General features: G+C 69.1%; 16 protein-coding genes and 1 pseudogene. 10 read left to right on the forward strand and 7 right to left on the reverse strand.

Going from position 1 to position 17,439, the window contains the following annotated elements; all coding sequences use genetic code 11:
* Positions 1-71 precede the first annotated feature (71 nt).
* The 3 genes from OG718_RS04410 to OG718_RS04420 are packed head-to-tail and all read left to right on the forward strand — an operon-like array spanning position 72 to position 2,292.
* Positions 72-998 (forward strand): MFS transporter, encoded by a 927-nt coding sequence (locus OG718_RS04410; protein ID WP_328843320.1) that lies wholly within the window; start codon positions 72-74, stop codon positions 996-998.
* Positions 881-1,339 carry a hypothetical protein gene (locus OG718_RS04415; RefSeq protein WP_260695871.1) on the forward strand — a complete coding sequence of 153 codons (459 nt, stop codon included), beginning with the start codon at positions 881-883 and terminating at the stop codon, positions 1,337-1,339. Before OG718_RS04410 ends, OG718_RS04415 begins: the two co-directional genes overlap by 118 nt.
* Positions 1,340-1,389: 50 nt before the next feature.
* Positions 1,390-2,292 carry an MBL fold metallo-hydrolase gene (locus OG718_RS04420; RefSeq protein WP_328843321.1) on the forward strand — a complete coding sequence of 301 codons (903 nt, stop codon included), beginning with the start codon at positions 1,390-1,392 and terminating at the stop codon, positions 2,290-2,292.
* 91 nt (positions 2,293-2,383) lie between these two features.
* On the opposite strand, the gene OG718_RS04425 is transcribed toward OG718_RS04420, so the two are convergent.
* From OG718_RS04425 to OG718_RS04435, 3 genes are all read right to left on the reverse strand, one after another.
* Positions 2,384-3,460, reverse strand: coding sequence for a hypothetical protein (locus tag OG718_RS04425; protein WP_328843322.1), 1,077 nt, complete (start codon positions 3,458-3,460; stop codon positions 2,384-2,386).
* A 449-nt stretch (positions 3,461-3,909) separates the two neighbouring features.
* On the reverse strand, positions 3,910-4,866 hold the full coding sequence (locus tag OG718_RS04430) for an NAD(P)-dependent alcohol dehydrogenase (RefSeq protein WP_143644287.1): 957 nt from the start codon (positions 4,864-4,866) through the stop codon (positions 3,910-3,912).
* 16 nt (positions 4,867-4,882) lie between these two features.
* Positions 4,883-5,638, reverse strand: a complete 756-nt coding sequence (locus tag OG718_RS04435; protein ID WP_328843323.1) for a DsbA family oxidoreductase — start codon at positions 5,636-5,638, stop codon at positions 4,883-4,885.
* Positions 5,639-5,786: 148 nt separating this feature from the next.
* Here OG718_RS04435 and OG718_RS04440 point away from each other — a divergent pair, with 148 nt between their 5' ends.
* A complete protein-coding gene (locus OG718_RS04440) occupies positions 5,787-6,386 on the forward strand; it encodes a TetR/AcrR family transcriptional regulator (protein WP_328843324.1) in 600 nt (199 codons plus the stop codon).
* A gap of 277 nt (positions 6,387-6,663) precedes the next feature.
* Here the strand turns inward: OG718_RS04440 and OG718_RS04445 are convergent, their stop codons facing one another.
* The 3 genes and pseudogenes from OG718_RS04445 to OG718_RS04455 form a co-directional block, all read right to left on the reverse strand.
* On the reverse strand, positions 6,664-7,218 hold the full coding sequence (locus tag OG718_RS04445) for an enoyl-CoA hydratase/isomerase family protein (RefSeq protein WP_328843325.1): 555 nt from the start codon (positions 7,216-7,218) through the stop codon (positions 6,664-6,666).
* Positions 7,219-7,402: 184 nt separating this feature from the next.
* Positions 7,403-7,619, reverse strand: a pseudogene (locus tag OG718_RS04450) (alpha/beta hydrolase); the annotation flags it as partial.
* Positions 7,620-7,941: 322 nt separating this feature from the next.
* Positions 7,942-10,587, reverse strand: coding sequence for a YfhO family protein (locus tag OG718_RS04455; protein ID WP_328843326.1), 2,646 nt, complete (start codon positions 10,585-10,587; stop codon positions 7,942-7,944).
* 658 nt (positions 10,588-11,245) lie between these two features.
* Between OG718_RS04455 and OG718_RS04460 the strand changes: the two genes are divergently transcribed.
* Positions 11,246-11,371 carry a hypothetical protein gene (locus OG718_RS04460; RefSeq protein WP_306935195.1) on the forward strand — a complete coding sequence of 42 codons (126 nt, stop codon included), beginning with the start codon at positions 11,246-11,248 and terminating at the stop codon, positions 11,369-11,371.
* 31 nt (positions 11,372-11,402) lie between these two features.
* Here OG718_RS04460 and OG718_RS04465 read toward each other — a convergent pair whose 3' ends face one another.
* A complete protein-coding gene (locus OG718_RS04465; protein WP_328843327.1) occupies positions 11,403-12,512 on the reverse strand; it encodes an ABC transporter substrate-binding protein in 1,110 nt (369 codons plus the stop codon).
* A 151-nt stretch (positions 12,513-12,663) separates the two neighbouring features.
* On the opposite strand from OG718_RS04465, the gene OG718_RS04470 reads away from it, so the two are divergent.
* The 5 genes from OG718_RS04470 (at position 12,664) to OG718_RS04490 (ending at position 17,420) form a co-directional block, all read left to right on the forward strand.
* Positions 12,664-13,140 (forward strand): MarR family winged helix-turn-helix transcriptional regulator, encoded by a 477-nt coding sequence (locus OG718_RS04470; RefSeq protein WP_328843328.1) that lies wholly within the window; start codon positions 12,664-12,666, stop codon positions 13,138-13,140.
* Between the two features lie 447 nt (positions 13,141-13,587).
* On the forward strand, positions 13,588-14,202 hold the full coding sequence (locus OG718_RS04475; RefSeq protein WP_223065013.1) for a TetR/AcrR family transcriptional regulator: 615 nt from the start codon (positions 13,588-13,590) through the stop codon (positions 14,200-14,202).
* A 34-nt stretch (positions 14,203-14,236) separates the two neighbouring features.
* Complete coding sequence (locus OG718_RS04480; protein WP_328843329.1) at positions 14,237-15,310, forward strand: DUF2855 family protein; 1,074 nt, start codon at positions 14,237-14,239, stop codon at positions 15,308-15,310.
* A gap of 491 nt (positions 15,311-15,801) precedes the next feature.
* Positions 15,802-16,107, forward strand: coding sequence for an MSMEG_0570 family nitrogen starvation response protein (locus OG718_RS04485; RefSeq protein ID WP_306935199.1), 306 nt, complete (start codon positions 15,802-15,804; stop codon positions 16,105-16,107).
* 38 nt (positions 16,108-16,145) lie between these two features.
* Positions 16,146-17,420 carry an MSMEG_0569 family flavin-dependent oxidoreductase gene (locus OG718_RS04490; protein WP_328843330.1) on the forward strand — a complete coding sequence of 425 codons (1,275 nt, stop codon included), beginning with the start codon at positions 16,146-16,148 and terminating at the stop codon, positions 17,418-17,420.
* Positions 17,421-17,439: the final 19 nt, after the last annotated feature.

A 17,439-nucleotide genomic window follows, 5' to 3' on the forward strand; every position in this document is an offset into this window, starting at 1 on the left:
CCGACCGTAGGCTCTACCGTTCCTTAAAGCAAATTCATTGCATTTATGGAAGGGGTCCCATGCCCGGCGTCATGTCCGACGCACCCGTGGTGGCCGACGCACCCGCGCACGTCGCCCATCGGGCCGCCCGCGCCTGTACGAAGAGGCGCACGGCTTCCTTCGCCCTCGACGTGTCGATACTCGCGGCCCTCCTGGCCGCGTCCAGCGCTCCGACCCCGCTCTATCCTCTCTACCAGGACCAGTGGGGCCTCTCCGCGCTCGCCGTCACCGTGGTCTTCAGCGCGTACGCCCTGGCCCTGTTGCTGGCCCTGCTCACCACCGGAGCGCTCTCCGACCACCTGGGGCGACGCCCCGTCCTGGCAGGCGCCCTGCTCATGGCGGCCGCCTCCATGGTCCTCCTGGCCTCAGCGGACGGCGCGGGCTCCCTGACCATCGCCCGGGTCCTGCAAGGAGCGGCCACCGGCGCGGCCACCAGCGCCGCGGGTGCGGCACTCCTCGACCTGGAAAACCCCCGGCGCCCGGGCCGGTCCGCCCTGGCCAACAGCGTCACCCCGGTCGCCGGCATGGCCACCGGCGTGCTCGTCTCCACCCTGCTCGTCCGTTTCGCCCCTGCCCCCACCGTCACCGTCTACGTACTGCTGGCGGCGTTGTCCTCGCCCAGGCGATCACGGCCACCTTCACCACGGAGACGGCCCACCGCCACGCGGGAGCGCTGCGGTCGCTGCGCCCGCGGGCCGGCGTCCCGCCCCCGGTCCGCCACACCCTGCTGGCCACGGGCGCCGCTGTCGGCACCGTCTGGGCGCTGGGCGGCTTCTACTCCTCCCTCGGCCCGGCCCTCGTACGCCTGGTGGCCCCCGACGCCCCGCAAGCAGCCCGCGGCATGGTCTTCTTCACCCTCAGCGCCACCGCCGCGCTCACCGTATGGGCGCTGCGGCGCAGGCCGCCCCGCGCCACGGCGATCGGCGGCTGCCTGTCCGTCCTGCCCGCCGCGGCCCTGACTTTGAGCGGTCTGCACGGCGCCGGGCTGCCCGCCGTCTACGGCGGCGCGGTGCTGGCCGGCATCGCCTTCGGCGCCGTTTCCCAGGGGGCGCTGCGTATGCTCCTCGCCTCGCTCGACGAGCGGGACCGCGCCGCGACACTGGCCGCCTACTACATCCTCAGCTACCTCTCCATGAGCCTGCCCGCCGTCGCCGCGGGCGCCGCCACCCAGCACTACGGGCTGGGGACCACCTCACACGCCTACGCCATCACCGCCGCTCTCCTCGCCCTGGCGGCCCTGGCGACACTCACCGCGTCACGACGCGGAGCGGCCCGCCCCGAAGCCGACCGCTCCCACTGAAGAGAACAACCGACCGCTTCCGCTGAAGAGATCAAGGGAAACGACACACAATGCACACCTCCCCCGCCACCGCCCCCATCCCCTCCTGGACCGTGGGCGGCGTCACCGTCCACCGCATCGACGAGGTCGCCCTGCCGCCCGCGACCGGACCCTGGCTGCTGCCCGACGCCACCCCTGAGGTGGTGACCGCCCAGGACTGGCTGCACCCCCACTTCGCCGGCCAGGACGGGATTCTGCACATCGACAGCCACAGCTTCGCGTTCATCGTGAACGGGCTGCGCGTTCTCGTCGACACCGGCATCGGCAACGGCAAGGAGCGGGCCAACCCGGCCTGGCACAACCTGCGGACCGGCTTCCTGGAGCGCCTCACCGCCGCCGGTTTCCCCCCGGACTCCGTCGACCTGGTGATCCTCACCCACCTGCACGCCGATCACGTCGGCTGGAACACACGGCAGGTGAACGGCGAATGGGTCCCCACCTTCCCCAACGCCCGCTACCTCACCTCCCGCGCCGAGCGGGAGTTCTGGGCCACGTACGACATGGAGGAGGCACGCGAACAGATGTTCCGCGACTCCGTGATCCCGGTCGAACATGCGGGTCTGCTGAGCACGGTCGACGTCCCGCACAAGGGGGCCGAGATCTCCCCCGGCCTGCGCCTGATCCCGACACCCGGCCACACCCCCGGCCACGTCGCCGTGGAACTGACCAGCCAGGAGGAGACGGCGCTGATCTCCGGCGACTGCGTCCACCACCCCGTCCAGCTCGCCCACCCCCTCATCGGCGCCTGCGTCGACATCGACCCGCGGCAGTCCGAGGCCACCCGCCGCGAGCTGCTCGGCTCCCTCGCCGGCACGGACACCCTCCTCCTCGGCACCCACTTCGCACCGCCCACCGCCGGCCGCGTGGTCGCCCACGGGGACGCCTACCGGCTGGATCCCGTCCCCGCTTCCTGATTGCCGTCGGCACGCCGTCCCGGTCACCGCACGGGGTGATGGTGATCTCTGTGGCGGGTGTATCCGGGTGGCATCGTGGTCGAACGCGCCGTCAGCCTCGCGTGTGGAAGCGGCGGATGCCGTACAGGACCGCTGCCGCCAGAGCGAGGGCGCCGACGACCGCGGCGCCCGCGGCGAGGCTCCACGGGAGCCCACCCTTCCGGCCGTCGGCATCACGGCCCTGACCGTCTCCCGCACCGGCAACCTGCACCGTGATCTTTGCGACGTTGTTTCCCTTGTCCGAGTCGCGCTCCGCATAGCCGCCCTTGAAGACGACCTTCACGTGGCCGGTACCCGTGGTCCTCCCGTCGATACGGAACCTCAGCACCTGTGTCTCGGACGCGCCGGGCCTCAGGCTCTTGCTTCCACAGGTGTACCGCTCCTCGCCCGGCTCCCATGGACTGCAGATCCAGTAGGGAGCCTCGTCGGCCTCCGGGTCCGGGGACGGCTTCTCCGGCGGCATCAGGGTGATGCCCTCGGGCGGGACGATCTCGTAACGGAGGTAGCGCGCGTCGATACGCCCCGGACCCTTGTTGCGCAGACCCACCTCCAACTGGACGATGTCACCGGGCCGTCCCCGGAGGTTCCCGGCCACGGCCCCTACGTCGACCCGCTGGTCGGTGTCGATGGAGATGTGGCCGGACAGCTGCGTAAAGCCCTTGGGCTCGGTCGGCTTCAAGCCGAGCTTCGGTCCCGCCCCGGGGACCGTGTACTCCTCCGCGTTGAAGTACGGTCCGGCGTCCTGCCCGGGCGCGAAGATGCTCATGTTCACCGAGCTCTTCGTCAGCTCCTCCCCGCCCTCCACGACGAACGGTGCGTCGAACGCGTAGGCCTCGCCCGGCTCCACGCGGGTGTCGAAGAAGCAGTACGCGCGGGACTCACCGCTTTCGGCATAGCGGCAGTTGTCGTATCTGCGGTCGATCTCCATCCGCGAGGCCACCACCGTCACCCCGAATCCGCTCGCCGCGACAGGCCCGCGGTTGAGGGCCCCGCCCCATATCTCCACGGCCTTGCCGGCCGGAGCGTCTTCGATGGCGAGCTTCTTGCCCCAGAGCTCCGGTGTCCCCGCCGTCATCACCGTCTCGGCCTCGGCCCGCTGCCCGTCGGGGCCGGTGGCGGAAAGCCGCACGGTGCCGCGCGCCCCCGGCTCGGCCGTCTTGTCAGCCCCGAGGACGACCAGTCCCCTCTGAGCAATCGTTCTCGTCGCCGCCCCGGCCCTGCCCACCTCGCAACTCGCTGGACAACTGGCTCAGGTGGAACCCTTCGCCCGGCGCATCGGGAGGCTCACCCTGCCCGTCGACCTGCCGTCGACCTGGCTCAACATCAGCGTCGCGATCGCCGCCATGACGGCCAGCGTGGAACGGGGCACTGCGGCTGCGCTACAGCTGGCTGTTCGGCGGCGGGGCGGGTTGAGCAGGCTCACCGGGCTATCCGGGACCACCGGATCCCCCGTTGGATAACTTCCTCTTGATGTGAGGAGGGCCCGGTCGCCACCGTGTCCTCCCGGGCTGACACACCCTCCATCACCACCGGCTACGGAACAGACCCTCATTGACAGTCCCCCTTGGCAGGGCCGAGTCAGAGGCGCTGCATGTTGATGACGTGTTTACCGCGGACACCGCCGGTTTCAAGCCGGTGGTGGACTGCTGCGATGTCGTGCATGGGGAAGACCGTGTCGATCATCGGCCGGATCGTTCCCGCCTCCGCAGCCCGCGTCAGCTCGGCGATCCGTTCAACCGGCGGGTTGTTGCTGAACATCTTGATGCGCCGGGGGGTGGTAGCTGCCCGCAGTCCGGTGCTGAGCATGGAGGAAACGACGCGGTCCGGGTCGAAGGCGAGTGCGATTAGACGTCCTCGGTGGGTCAGCCGTGACTGGTAGGCACCCAAGTCGGTGCCGACGACATCGACGATCACATCGAATCGATCGAGGTCATCGGGTCGGGTTGTGCGGTAGTTCAGGGTCTCGTCCGCGCCGAGCTGGGTGATCCAGTCGAGGTTGCGGGCGCCGGCCAGGGCTGTGACATGCGCGCCGAGGGCCTTGCCCAGTTGCACGGTGACGCTGCCGACTCCGCCGGTGGCTCCGCGGACCAGGAGCCGTTCCCCGGACTGGAGTTGCGCTTTGTCGGTCAGGGCGGTCATTGCAGTGGTGCCCGACACCGGGAGGGCGGCGGCTTCGAGCAGGCTGAGGTTCTCGGGGGCGCGGGCGAGCCGTTGCTCGGGTACGGCGACGTAGTCGGCTATGGCCCCGAAGGTGAAGTGGGGCATGAGTCCCCATACCTCGGCTCCAACCTTCCAGGCGCGTACGTCGCTGCCGACGGCCGCGACCCGGCCGGTGAAGTCGCTGCCCAGGCCGCGGGGGAAGCGGGTGCGTGTTACCCGTCGCATCTTGCCCGCTCTGAAGGCGGTCTCGCCGGCGTCCACGCTCGCGGCATGCACCTCGACGAGGACTTCGCCCGGTCCCGGCTGGGGCGTGGGTATGTCGTTGATGCGTAGCACCTCGGGCGGGCCAAAACGGTCGAACTGTACGGCACGCATGGTGATGTCTCTTCTCTTACGCGTCTTGAGGGCGGGCGGGGGCGAAGCGGGTGAGGAGGCCGGTCAGGGACTCAGGGCTCTGGGCCCCGGAGATCGCGTACCGGTTGTTGACGACGGTGAAGGGGACGCTGCGAATGCCGAGCGCTCGAGCCTGCGCCCGGTCGAGGTCGACGTCCCGGGCGTGGCTTCCTTCGGCCAGCGCGCGCCGCGCATCGTCAGGGTCCATTCCGGCCTCGGCTGCGAGGGCGACGAGTTCGCCGGGACGGCCGATGTGCCGGCCCTGGGCGAAGTACGCCCGGTAGAGGCGCTCCAGTAACGGCTGCTGCCGGCCGACGGATGCGGCATGGTGCAGCAACCCAAGGGCGGCTCGGGAGTTGGTCGGCCGGATGCGACTCGGCTCGTAGGCAAGACTGTCGGCTGCGGCGGTTTGCTTCATCTTGTCGAACAGCTGTTGTTGGTCCGTTTCCGACAGGCCTCGGTGGGCCCGCAGATAAGTCTGGGCGTCGAAGTCGTCGGGGGCTTCGGGCTGCAGCGCGAAGGAGCGGTGCACGAGCGTGGTGGGGATGTCCACCTGAGCAAGTGCTTTCACCCACCGCGCGTGGCCGATGTAACACCACACGCACTGGATGTCCGACCACACCTCGATCCGGACCGGCGCGCGCGAAAGACTGCCAGTCACGCTTGGCCCGCTCACGAGCCGAACGACACCGCCTTCGTCGCCCCTGACCGGGGCTGCATCTGCACCGGTATGAGTCGTACGCGGGCTGCGCATGGGTAACTCCTCGGGCACCAAAAGTGGGGTCCCCCTCCGTTTGCAAATATGGGGGCGCCCCCCACTTCCTGTCAAGCAGGGAAGGTCGACGGCAGTGCAAGAATGGGGTGGTACCCCGTTTCCGGTGGTGAGGAAGGAGACCAGGAAAGTGGGCAGCAAGGACCCCGGCCCGCCCAAGCGCGCGGATGCGCGCCGCAACTACGATCGGATTCTCGAGGCGGCCGCGGCGGAGGTGTCCCGGCGCGGAGCGGACGCCTCCCTGGAAGAGATCGCACGGCAGGCCGGCGTCGGCTCGGCCACCCTGCACCGCCACTTCCCGTCCCGGTGGGTTCTGCTCCAAGCCGTCTTCCAGGAACGCGTGGCGCAGCTGTGCGGCGAGGCCCGGTCATTGGCGAACGAGTACCCGTCCGCAACTGCTCTGGCGAAATGGTTGACGGCCCTGGCGGTCTTCGGCGCCACCACGCGCGGCGCCGCCCGTTCCTTGCTGCAAGGAACCGGCACAATCACGTCGTCTTCGCAGGACTCGAGCTGCGAGCAGCTGCTGATGGAGGCGGGTGCTGACCTTTTGGCCTGCGCTCAGCACGACGGAACCATCCGCGGCGACGTGACCATCCTCGAACTGCTCACCCTCGCCAACGCGGTATCCCTTGCGGCCGAGCATGCTCCCAGCGCTGCGCAGCACGCCGCTCGACTCATGGGGATCGCCATCGAGGGCCTCGGCACGCCTGGATACCGCATCCACGAGTGATCCGCGCCGAATCCGTTCGACGGGCCGCCGCGCGAACCCGGTATGTTTGCCGACCTTCATGCAGATGCGGCTGGTCTTGCGGCCGATGTCCGGCGAGTTCTGCACCTCATTGAGCGAAAGTCGTTGACGCCGATCACGCGGTGCTCCCGCCCGGGCGACAGTGGCACGCGCAGCATGGTGCGCAAGACAGTGGTCGGATGGCCCGAGGGAGTCTCACCCCCGGGCTCCCACAGAGTGAAGTGGGCCGCTGACGAGGTGCCCGTGGTGCGGGTCCTTTTCAACGGCCCCTTCCCGAACCGTGCTGGCGAGATTTCCCCGCACACGGCTCTCCAGTGATCATTTCCGGGTGGTGGCTGTGGACCCGTCCCGCATGAATGTCCTGGTGGCAGCGTTCGCGGACCGCGAGGGTCTTGCGCTTACGCATGGCCATCAGGTGCACCCACGGCGGCCGTTCCGGCCGTCCTGGCTTGTTGAGATCGGCGAGTTTGCGGACGTGCATCGCGGACAGCAGTTCCGCACCGCCGCCGCGTGCCAGTCCGCGCAGCTTGGCGATGGTGATCTGCGGCAGCGACCGGATGCGTTCATGGAGCCGCATCATCGGGTTGAGGGACTGGTCTTGTTCCGGCGCGACGCGGAGGGCAACGAATGTCGCCGGGGCATCGGCGGTCGTCATGTCCCCGTGCCCGACGAAGAAGTCCGGATCCGCACTGTCAAAAACGATCACCCGGATGTCGTGGTCGCCGGACATGGCGTCCGCGAAGCAGTCCAGGTCCGTCATCAGGGCGGCATCGAGCAGGTTGACGGGAGGGTTGTCGATCACGACGTGCACCACGCCGCTGGTGAGAGAGATCTTGAGAGTCGAGTACGCGTCACGCCAGGGAGCTCATCTGCGACGTAGCTCTCAGGTATTACGGGTATGACGGGGCCGCCGACCACGCGACGCGACGAAGGCCTGCGACGCGCGTCGCGTTGGCGCACAGTGCTCGCTCAGGGTGCCGCGGACCCCAAGGCCGGTGTCACCAGGCCAGTTGCGCGATCTTCTCCGCCACCACCTCGCACGCGTCCGCAGCCGGAAGTGGCCGGCGTCCTCCAGGAGCGTCAGGCCGACCACCTCGCACGCCTTCGCCGCCGCGTCCGCGTACGACTCGGCGACCGCCCGCGGGACGTCGATGTCGGTACGGCCCCGGACGAGGGTGGAGGCGATGCCGGTGGGAGCAGGAGCGCCGGGTCGGCCTTGCGCAGGTACGGTTGCGGATCCTTCCGCTCATCCGGGGGCCGGACGCCGGCTGTCCCTCCGCCGCACCGCGCGTCGGCAGAGGCGGGGCAGAAAGGTGTAGAAGCGGTAGGCGCTGCGGCAGGCTATTCGTCGTGATCAGCCCGAGCTGCCCGCTGCCATGTTGGCGGCCGGGAGCTACGGCGCGCCGCGCGAGTCGGACGGGACCGACTCGCGCGGCGCGCGCACCCAGGGGGAAGATTCACACACTGATCGCAAGCATTAGATTAACGCCAAGTTAATCACCGGTGTCTATTATGCTGCTATCCACGAAGCGGTGCATCAGGGAATGAACTCTTCTGTTCGTTCTGCATTGCTTGGGACGGACGTTGTTTTCCTCCCTGGAATAAACCAGCGTCGACGGACGGCGGGAATGGCGGCGAGCAGTACAAAGCCCAGCAGCGAAGTGGCCCCGACGACCGTACCCACCCGTAGACCGGGCGGATGGAAGGTACAGGTGAGGCTGGTCGAGATGCCGTCGAGCGGGATGGCTGTCAGCCCGTGGTACTCCGTGGCGGGCAGGGCCGGATCGTCGCCCATGGCACAGCGCCAGCCGGCGATCCGGGGTGCCGCGACGACGGCGGTCCCCACACTGCCGGCCGGGAGCTCGGCCCGGATGGTGCCGTCGGACACGGACACCTTGGTGGCGCCGGTGGCCTTCAGCCCTGCGACCGCGGTGTTCAGCCGGGCGGTGTCCAGGCAGCCGACCGCCCCGTCCGGGACAAGGCTCATACGGTCCGGGAGCAGCTCGATCCGCAGGCTGCCAGAGACCGGCACCCTGCCGAGCCGTTGCATGGCGGCGATCTTGGTGCCGTGGTCGGACCTGAACCGCCCGATCGGGCCGGCCGCGTCACCGACAAGCCGTGCGGTGCCCGAGAAGTACGGCGCCCACAGATACACCTCGCTGCCGGCCCGGCAGCGAGCCGTGATCGTCGGCTTCTGTACGGAGACCCCTGGAGTGGGCGGACCGATGAGCAGGCCGGGCCGCTCGTCGCGGCTGCGGTCCGGCTGCCGGGCGGCGGCGGTGCGGACCGTGAGCCTGGGCACGCCGTACACCCGGGTGCCCAGCAGCAGTTCCTGGTTGCGGTACGGCGACGGCCCGAAGCCCAAGGCGCGCGAGCGGGTGCCCGCCGGGCTGCCGGGCGGCCGAACCGTCACCAGGGGCGGTACGGCCTGGCGGGACACGGTCACCCGGCTGCCGTCCTGCGGGAACCAGGTCTGGTGCGGGTCCGGCGGGGAGTGCACCCGTGCGCCGACGGAGAAGATCGCGTCGGTCACCGCGTTGTCCAGGTTCTGCAGGTTGCGGCCCCGCGAGGCCCAGCCGCCCCCGAGGGCGGGCAGCGTGCGGCTGAGGATGTCGGAGGTGTGACTGCTGTAGTACTGGGCACCCTGGCCGCCCACCACCATCGGGTCGTTGGCGACGGTCTGCTCCCGGCCCGGGTCGGTGCGGTACCGGGGCCAGCCGTCGACCTCGTCGATCAACCGCGCCTGGCTCCTCTGCCGGTCGCCCCAGGGCGCGTAGTCGTCCATGTGGCCGAACCGCAGCCGGGTGGCCACGGCGGAGGTCGCGGTGGCCTCGCCGAGCTGCGCCCCGATGAGCAGTGTCACGGCGATCACGGCCGGCACCGTGCGACGCCCGCCGACGAAGAGCGGCTTGTCTCCGGTGCGGCCGAGCAGGGCGAGCCCGACCAGCGCGCCCGCCGCGGCGACGAGCAGCACCGGCCAGACGAAGGGGCGCATGAGATCGCTCCGGCTCGCTACAGCGGCGGTCAGTGCGAGCAGCGCGCCGGCCGCGCCCAGCGCGCGCCGGTCGGGCGGGCCGTACGAGAGCGAGTACCACGCGGCGATCACCAGCAGCCCGCACAGGACGAAGGTCTGGCGGTACGAACTGCCCTGGGGTGCGGCGAAGGCATGCCAGGCCAGCTGAGTCGGCGCCCACTGCATGGACAGCACCATCCCGGCCATGAGCAGCGTCCACGCCGCGCGCACGCGCCGGGGCACCGACCGTTGGAACGGCAGGGCGAGGGCGAGCAGCAGCGCCGTCATGCCCACGTACACACCCGGTGTGCCGAAGCCGTATGTCGCCGGCAGCGCACGGGCCAGCAGGTCCTCCCCCGCCACCGGCGCAAACCCCCGGAAGCGGCCGGCGGACGCGTGCTTGCTGCCGAAGTACACGACGGCCACCAGCGGTGCGGCCAGGCCCACGCCGAGGATGACGGTCACCCCGGACCGGCCCGCCGCCGCGAGCGCCTGCCTGCGGGACGGACGGGCGAGCAGCAGCCTGACCAGAAACACCAGGCCGGCGCCGATGGTGGCCATGTACGCGGTGTAGAAGTTGGCGATCCAGGCGAGGGTCACCACCAGCACGCCGAGCACCCGGTGCCGCCCTTGCAGGATCCATTCGCCGACCAGGCACAGCAGTGGCAGGGCGATGAGGCCGTCGAGCCACATCAGGTTGTACGAGGCGTCCGCCACGCTCCAGCCGCACAGGGCGTAGGAGGCGCCCAGCAGGCCCGCCGCCCACCAGCGGCCCGGGCGCAGCGTGAGCAGCAGCCAGGCCATGGCAGCGCCGGCGCACGCCGTCTTCAGCATGGTGATCACATAGACGGCGAGGTCGATCTCGTCCCGTGGGAACACCCCCACGAGCAGGGCGAACGGGCTGGTGAGGTAGGTCCCCAAGTCGGGGAGGAAGCTGGAGCCGAACCCGGACTGCCAGTTGACGAGGAGTCCGCCGTCGGTCCTCCCGTGGAGCAGGTCCCACAGGTGGGCGTGGAGGGGCACGTACTGGTTGCCCAGGTCGTTGACGCTCCGGGTGCGCGGGCCGAAGGGATAGCTGCGGGCGACGGCGTCGGCGGCGCAGAAGGCGGTGACGGTAATGGCCGCCCCGAGCAGGGCGGCCAGGCGCCTCGGTCCGGTTGCAGGGTTCACGCCCTGTCCCTGTCCGGTCGGCGCCGCGCGTCCTTGTAGGGATTGCCACTCCTACGCAATGCGGCAGTGGGCAGGATCGAGCACAGCATTTTCGGAAGACTCCCCGGTCCGTCGTCGATTTCGCCGACTTAGATGAGCTTTCCTCCCGGTCGGTTGTGCCGACGCCGGAAAGTGACGAGAGGAATTCCGAATACGCACGACGCTTTCGAGAAAAGGAGGGCCACCCGCTCAGTCGGCGATCATCCAACTGCCCGACCATGCCGTCCGGTCGGAGGCCCGCTCCCGCTGGCGGACGGCACACCGCCCGGGGGCGATGCCGGTGCCGCCGTGCTCAGGGTGGATGAGGCAGGCGACCGCCGTGGTCTCGGTGACACCGAGGGCGAGCCGTACGGGATCGCGGTCGAGGGTGGTGACCGGCGGGTGCCGGGGTCAGCGACGAGGGGTGCGGGTTGCCGCCGGCGGCACTGCGCAGGAGTTCGATGCCTCCTTGCTCGTGACCGGCCTCAACAACCACGTCACGAACGGTGCAGCCGACGGCCACCGCCTGATCACCACGTCCCTTGGGCGCCTGAAGGTATCCGGCCCGGCAGCCCGCCGCCCTTTACCGCGAATGCTGGGGAGATCGAATCCGTCTTCGCGCAGATCAAGTCCATCCGGCGTGGCGCGGGGCGTCCTCAGCAGCAAGACCCCCGGTGGTGTCCGCCGGCCGATCTGGGCCCATCTGCTGGTTCACCATGCCCTGCGCGAGCTGATGCTGGACATCGCCCCTTTCGGCACCGCCTGACGAGGCGGTGCCGAAAGGGGCGACCCGCAGGTCACCGACGTCCGGGGTGCAGTCCCAACCAGCCCGGGGACGGCGCTCCGGTGACCTCGCCGACGTAGAGGGTCAGCTGCTGCCGGAAGCGCTCGACGAGGGCGCGGTCGGCCATGAACGTGTCGAAGCCGTCCAGGTTGGCGTTGGGGTAGTCCCAGATGGGGCGGTAGCCGGCATGAGGGGCGACGTCGGTGCGGACGGACCACATGTAGAAGTCGGACTGGGTCTGCTTGTCGAGCCACCAGTTCAGGTACAGCTTGGCGGCGGCCGGGTGCTTGGCGTTCTTGAAGATGGCGGCGCGCTGGGCCCAGGCCATGAAGGGGTCGTTCTTCGGGAGGACGAAGCGGGTCCTGACCCCGTCGGCCGGGGTCAGCATGCCGTCGGTGCCCAGGGCGACGGCCGCGCTGCCTGCCTCGACCCGGTCGGCGGGTTCCTGAGTGCCGCGTACCCAGGCGATGTCCTGGGCGACGAAGCGGCGCAGCCAGTCCCAGCCGTACTTGTCGACGATGACCTTGTAGAGGTAGAGGACGGCGTCGTCGTCGTTCGGGAACGTCGAGACGATCTTCCCCTTCCAGCGGGGGTCGAGGAGGTCCCGGGCGGAGGCGGGCGCAGTAGCCCCGGCCTTGTCGACGTTGTAGATCGTGGAGAACGCGTCGACGAAGATGCCGGTCCAGGCGCCGTCGGGGTCTTTGAAGGCGGGGTGCACGCGGGAGAAGCCGGCCGGCTTGTAGCAGCGCAGTACGCCTTCCCGCTTCCAGCGCGGGAAGTCCTGCAGGGTCTGCAGCTGGACGACGTCGGGAACGAGGGCATCGGTGGCGAGCTGGTTGTCGATGCGGGCATCGTGGAACTTGCTGTAGTCCACGACGATGTCCAGCGTGATGCCGGGGAACGCCTTCTCGAAGGCGGCCTTGTTGCCGTCCTGCTGGGTCGCGGTGTCGCCGCCCGCGTAGACGATCAGCGAGCCGCCTTCCGCTTTCGCCTCGCGGTACAGCTGCTCCAGGCTCTTGGTCTCCCCTCCGTGTCCCGTTGCGTGCGCCGTTTTGGCGCCCAGGGCGCCTGCGGCGGCGGTGAGTGAGCCTGCGACGAGTACCTGACGTCGTCCGAGCGGCATGGGGGTCCCTTCGGTGTGATGCGGTGCGATCGGCGTAGGAAAAGTATCTGCATAGGCAGTGGTATTTCAAGCTTCAAGCACCGAGAGAACTGTCACTAACATGCGCAAATACTCAAATGGCGGGCAAAAATATTGCTGTAGAGTCAGGTTTATGAGTGGGCTTCTGAACGATGAGGCAGTCGTCCTGTACGGCGACATCCTGCGCCTGACCGACGCCGTCGGCGGACGGGCCGAACACACGATCCGCCAGGCCTCCGGGCTCGGCGGGTCCGAGTTCGAGGTGCTGCTGCGCCTGGCGCGCCATCCGCAACGCCGCACCACCAGCGCCCGCCTCGCCGAGGACCTCTCCTTCACCTCCGGCGGCCTGACCCGGCTGATCGCCCGTATGGAAGAGGCCGGGCTGATCACCCGGCACCCTCACCCCGAGGACCGCAGGGCCTCCCTCCTGGAGGCCACCGAAAAGGGCAACGACCTGCTGGAGCGTGCCCTCACCGCGCACGTCCCGCAGATGACCGCCGACCTGATGGAACCGCTCACCGCCGTCGAGCGGCTGATCCTGCGCGAGCTGGTGACCAAGCTGCTCGCCCACTCCACACGCGGCACGGTCGCCGCGCCTGCCGGGCCGTGACCGGCCCTTCCCCGCGAAGACCCCGGAACGAACGAGGCATCTACGGGAGAATCCTCCTGATCGGCGCCAACAGCATGATCGGCTCCCCCATCACCGTTGGTTTCACCGCAGCGGGGCAGGAGGGGCCATGGCCGGGCCGGACAACGGGTCTCCTCGCTCGTGACCGGCCTCGATAGCCAGGCACCGCCAAGGGGCCCGTTTCTTCACGCCCACGACCGCACCGGCACCTCTGTCCGAACGATCACCCGCGCCGCATGCTTCGAATGAGATCCGGTTTGCCACAACGCACCCAGCGGTCCTGCACAGCGGTAGGCAGCATGTCCCACGTCGCCGTGCCGGCGGGGCTGCAGAGTTCGGCTTGGTGGACGACGAGTTGCTGGATTGGCGCGTGGGCGTACGTCGAAGTGCGTTCCGGCCTGTGACCGCCCACCCGTCTATTGTTTGCGGATGTTTGACAACTCCGTGACCACAGGGCGCCTGACGCAGCGAGAGCGCCGGGAAAGGGCTGAGGAGGCGCTGCTCGTCGGCGCTGCAGAATTGATCGTGGCCGAGGGGCCGGCCGCTGTGACCTTGGCCCGAGTGGGTGAGCGTGCCGGTTACAGTCGCGGGATCGCCTCGCATCACTTCGGTTCCAAACAGGGCCTCCTGGATGCCCTTGTCCGACGAGCCCAGTCGGGTTTCGTTCCTGGCCTTGCGGACCGCCAGCCCGGACTGGAGCGGCTTCTCGCCCTGATCGAGGGCTATATCCGGCGACTGGGTGACGGCGACGTGCGAGCCCACGCGTTTGTGGTGCTGTGGGGTGCGGCGTCTGCCGACGGCGAGTTGGCCGCCTTGTTCCGAGAGCGGGACGCGGCGCTGAGGGCCGATGTGCGTGGCGACATTGTGGCGGGACTCGCCGACGGAACAGTCCAGCCAGATATTGATCCGGACGAGATCACGTTCGCCCTGTTCGCCCAACTTCGCGCGCTTGCGCTGCAGTTGCCACGCGAGAGCACCCCTCTGGATGCTGCGCACCTTGCGCGAACGGTTCGAGAGCTGTGGCACAGAGCACTGACCCCATGATACTTGTTGGTCGTTCAGTAAGTATCATGGCTGCATGCTACCCACTTCAGGATCCCGCGCTCTCGAATTCCGTCGCGACGATCCACTTCGGACAACGAGGGTCGTCCACGACCTGCTTTCGGCGTCGACCAGCGGAAACGTCCTGCTGCGTATCGAGCGCCTCGTCCTGACCTTCAACAACGTCACCTACGCACTCAACGGACATAAGCTCGGCTACTGGGCGCCCTTCCCGGCGAGCGAGCCCGCCTGGGGGCGCGTTCCAGCTTGGGGGGTGGCCCGCGTCATCGACGGCGATACGAACCTTGCTCGACGCGGTCAGCTGCTCGCAGGGTTCATGCCGATGGCTACACATGTCCTGGTCCAGGCGGAACCGTTTCCGGACGGTATGCGTGCCACAGCGCCCGAACGGGCCGAGATGCACCCGCTCTACCGCGACCTCCACTACGTCGACGACCGGATCGATGACGTAGAGGTAGGAGTGTGGTCCGCCGTCCCGTCCGCAGCCCACCTGGACGACGAGCTGCGGGAGAGCAGTCCCACCCAGGTCGTGTTCTCGAGTGCGACGAGCCGGACCGCGCTGACCACCTCGGTCCTGCTGCGACGAGCCGGCATCCACGTCGTCGGCCTCACTGCGTCGGCACGCACGGCGACAGCGAAGCGAGCGGGTGCCTACGACGAGATCCTGTCCTACGACGATCTCGCAGCCATAGCCAGGGCCCCCGGCACTGTCTATGCCGACGTGGCCGGCCGGCCGGACATCACCGCGGCAGTTCACCGGCACCTCGGGCCCGCACTGGCACGCAGTCTCCGGATCGGTGCGACGCACGCCGCCATCGCCCGTGACGTCGAGCTGAAGCCTGCGCCCGTCCCGACGCCGTCCGTGGAACAGTTCAACGTCGGCCTTCGCCGCGTCGAGCTGGCCGAACGGATGGGGCAGCGGCACGTCGACGAACTCGAACGACGTGCTCGAGGCGTCCTTTTCGCGTGGGCGACAGGACACCTCGCCAGCGAACGAACCGTGGGACTCGACCAAACCCGAGCGCTCTGGGAGCGCACCTGGCGCGGCGAGCTCGACTCGATGGCTGTCGCAGTGATCATCCCGAATTGACCGGTACGGGTTCTCCTGCCAGTTTCCGGCGAGGAAAGCCGTCGAACGCGAGGGGTGAAGGTCTAGCCCGAAGGGCAACGGCCAGACGAGCGGCCTCTACACGGGTGCCCTGCCTTCCCCGCGCTGCATGCGGGGCACCAGCGCCCGCTCGTGGTCACCGACGCTGGTAGGCGGTAGCCGGCAGGGAGACAGTGACCTGATCGGGCAGGACACCGCCGTCGTCGGCGATCGCTTGTCAACGCGCGGTCATGGTTCCTTGCCGTTCCTTTCGGGCGCTTCCTCACGAAGGCCCCTCAACGAGCTGGGCAGACCGCTGGAGCGCGATCTGGACTCTGCCTCAAAGCTGAACCACGGAGCGCCGAGGGCACATGAGGATGTGGCAACTCCCCTTTATTCCGGATGACTTCGTTCGGAAATCTCCGAGGGGTGGAGTTGTACTCCACAGACAGCGGCGAGGTGTCAAGACCTCGGCGCCTGGCATGGAGGATGTCATGCCCGAGATGTATTTCCATGTGCGCTGGCCCGATGGTGTGACGCAGCGTTGCTATTCCCCCTCCACAGTAGTCGAGGACTATTTCGTTCCAGGCAGTGACTACGAGCTCGAGGATTTCGTCGAGCGGAGCCGTACGGCACTCGGTATCGCCGGAGAGCGGGTGAAGGAGAAGTTCGGCTTCTACTGCACCGGCGCCTCCGACCAACTCGCGCAGATCGAGCGGACCGCTGCCTCTCACCGCACCGTCAGCGGTGCCAAGGTCATGGTCGAGTCCCTGACCGGGACCGACGGGAGGACGCGGTGAGCCCGGGGGCGCGGCCGGCCGGTAGCCACTATCCCGTGGTGGTGGTCGGCGCAGGACAGGCGGGACTCTCGATGAGCTACTGCCTGCGGGAGCGCGGTGTCGAGCACGTCGTCATCGAGGCAAACCGGGTCGGGCACGAGTGGCGTGAGCGCCGCTGGGACTCCTTCTGCCTGGTGACGCCCAACTGGCAGTGCAGGCTGCCCGGTTATCCGTATCAGGGCGACGATCCCGACGGGTTCATGGTCCGTGACGAGATCGTCCGGTACCTGGAGGACTACGTGGCCTTCTTCCGGCCGCCTCTAGTGGAGGGGGTGTCCGTCACCAGGCTGCGCCGCACCACCGTCGGAGTCTTCGAACTCACCACCACGGCCGGGGACTTCACCGCCGACCAGGTCGTGGTCGCCACCGGCCCGTACCACACGCCGTCCGTCCCACCGATGGCCCAACGCCTGCCCGACCACATCACCCAGGTCCATTCCTCCAGCTACCGCGGCCCGGACCAGCTCCCCGAGGGCGCGGTCCTGGTGGTCGGCACCGGCCAGTCCGGCTGCCAGATAGCCGAGGACCTGCATCTGGCGGGTCGGCCCGTGCACCTGGCCGTCGGCAGCGCACCCCGCGTGGCCCGCTTCTACCGCGGACGCGACTGTGTGGCCTGGCTCGACGACATGGGCCACTACGGCAAGGCCATCGACGAGTTCGACGACGCCGGCGCCGTCCGGATGCGAGTGAACCACTACGTCACCGGCCGCAACGGAGGCCGCGACATCGACCTGCGGGCCTTCGCCCGTGACGGCATGCGGCTGTACGGACGCCTCACCCACATCGGCGGTACGGCTCTGGAGTTCGCCGACGATCTGAAGGTGAACCTGGACCACGCGGATGCGGTCGCCGAGGGCATCAAGGACGCCATCGATGCGTATATCGCCGCGCAGGGGATCGACGCCCCGACCGAGCACCGGTACGTACCGGTGTGGGAGCCGGACGAGCAGCTGTGCGAACTGGACCTGGAGGCCATCGGGATCACGTCCGTGGTCTGGGCGACCGGCTTCCGGCGCGACCACCGGTGGATCGAGGCTCCCGTCTTCGACGGCCGGGGCTACCCGATGCACTGGCGGGGCGCCACCAGCACGCCCGGCCTGCACTTCCTGGGTCTGCCCTGGCAGTACTCGTGGGGCTCGGGCCGCTTCGAGGCGGTGGGCAGGGACGCGGAGTTCCTCGCGGACCACATCGACGCCTCGCGCCGCCTGGCCGACGTGTGCGGCACGCTCACCGGGGCGCCCGCCGAACTCGCCTCCGCCCTCCCGATCGGCTGAGGAAGCTGAGGAACCAGAA

Origin of the sequence: Streptomyces sp. NBC_00258, assembly GCF_036182465.1 — a bacterium.
GTDB lineage: Bacteria > Actinomycetota > Actinomycetes > Streptomycetales > Streptomycetaceae > Streptomyces.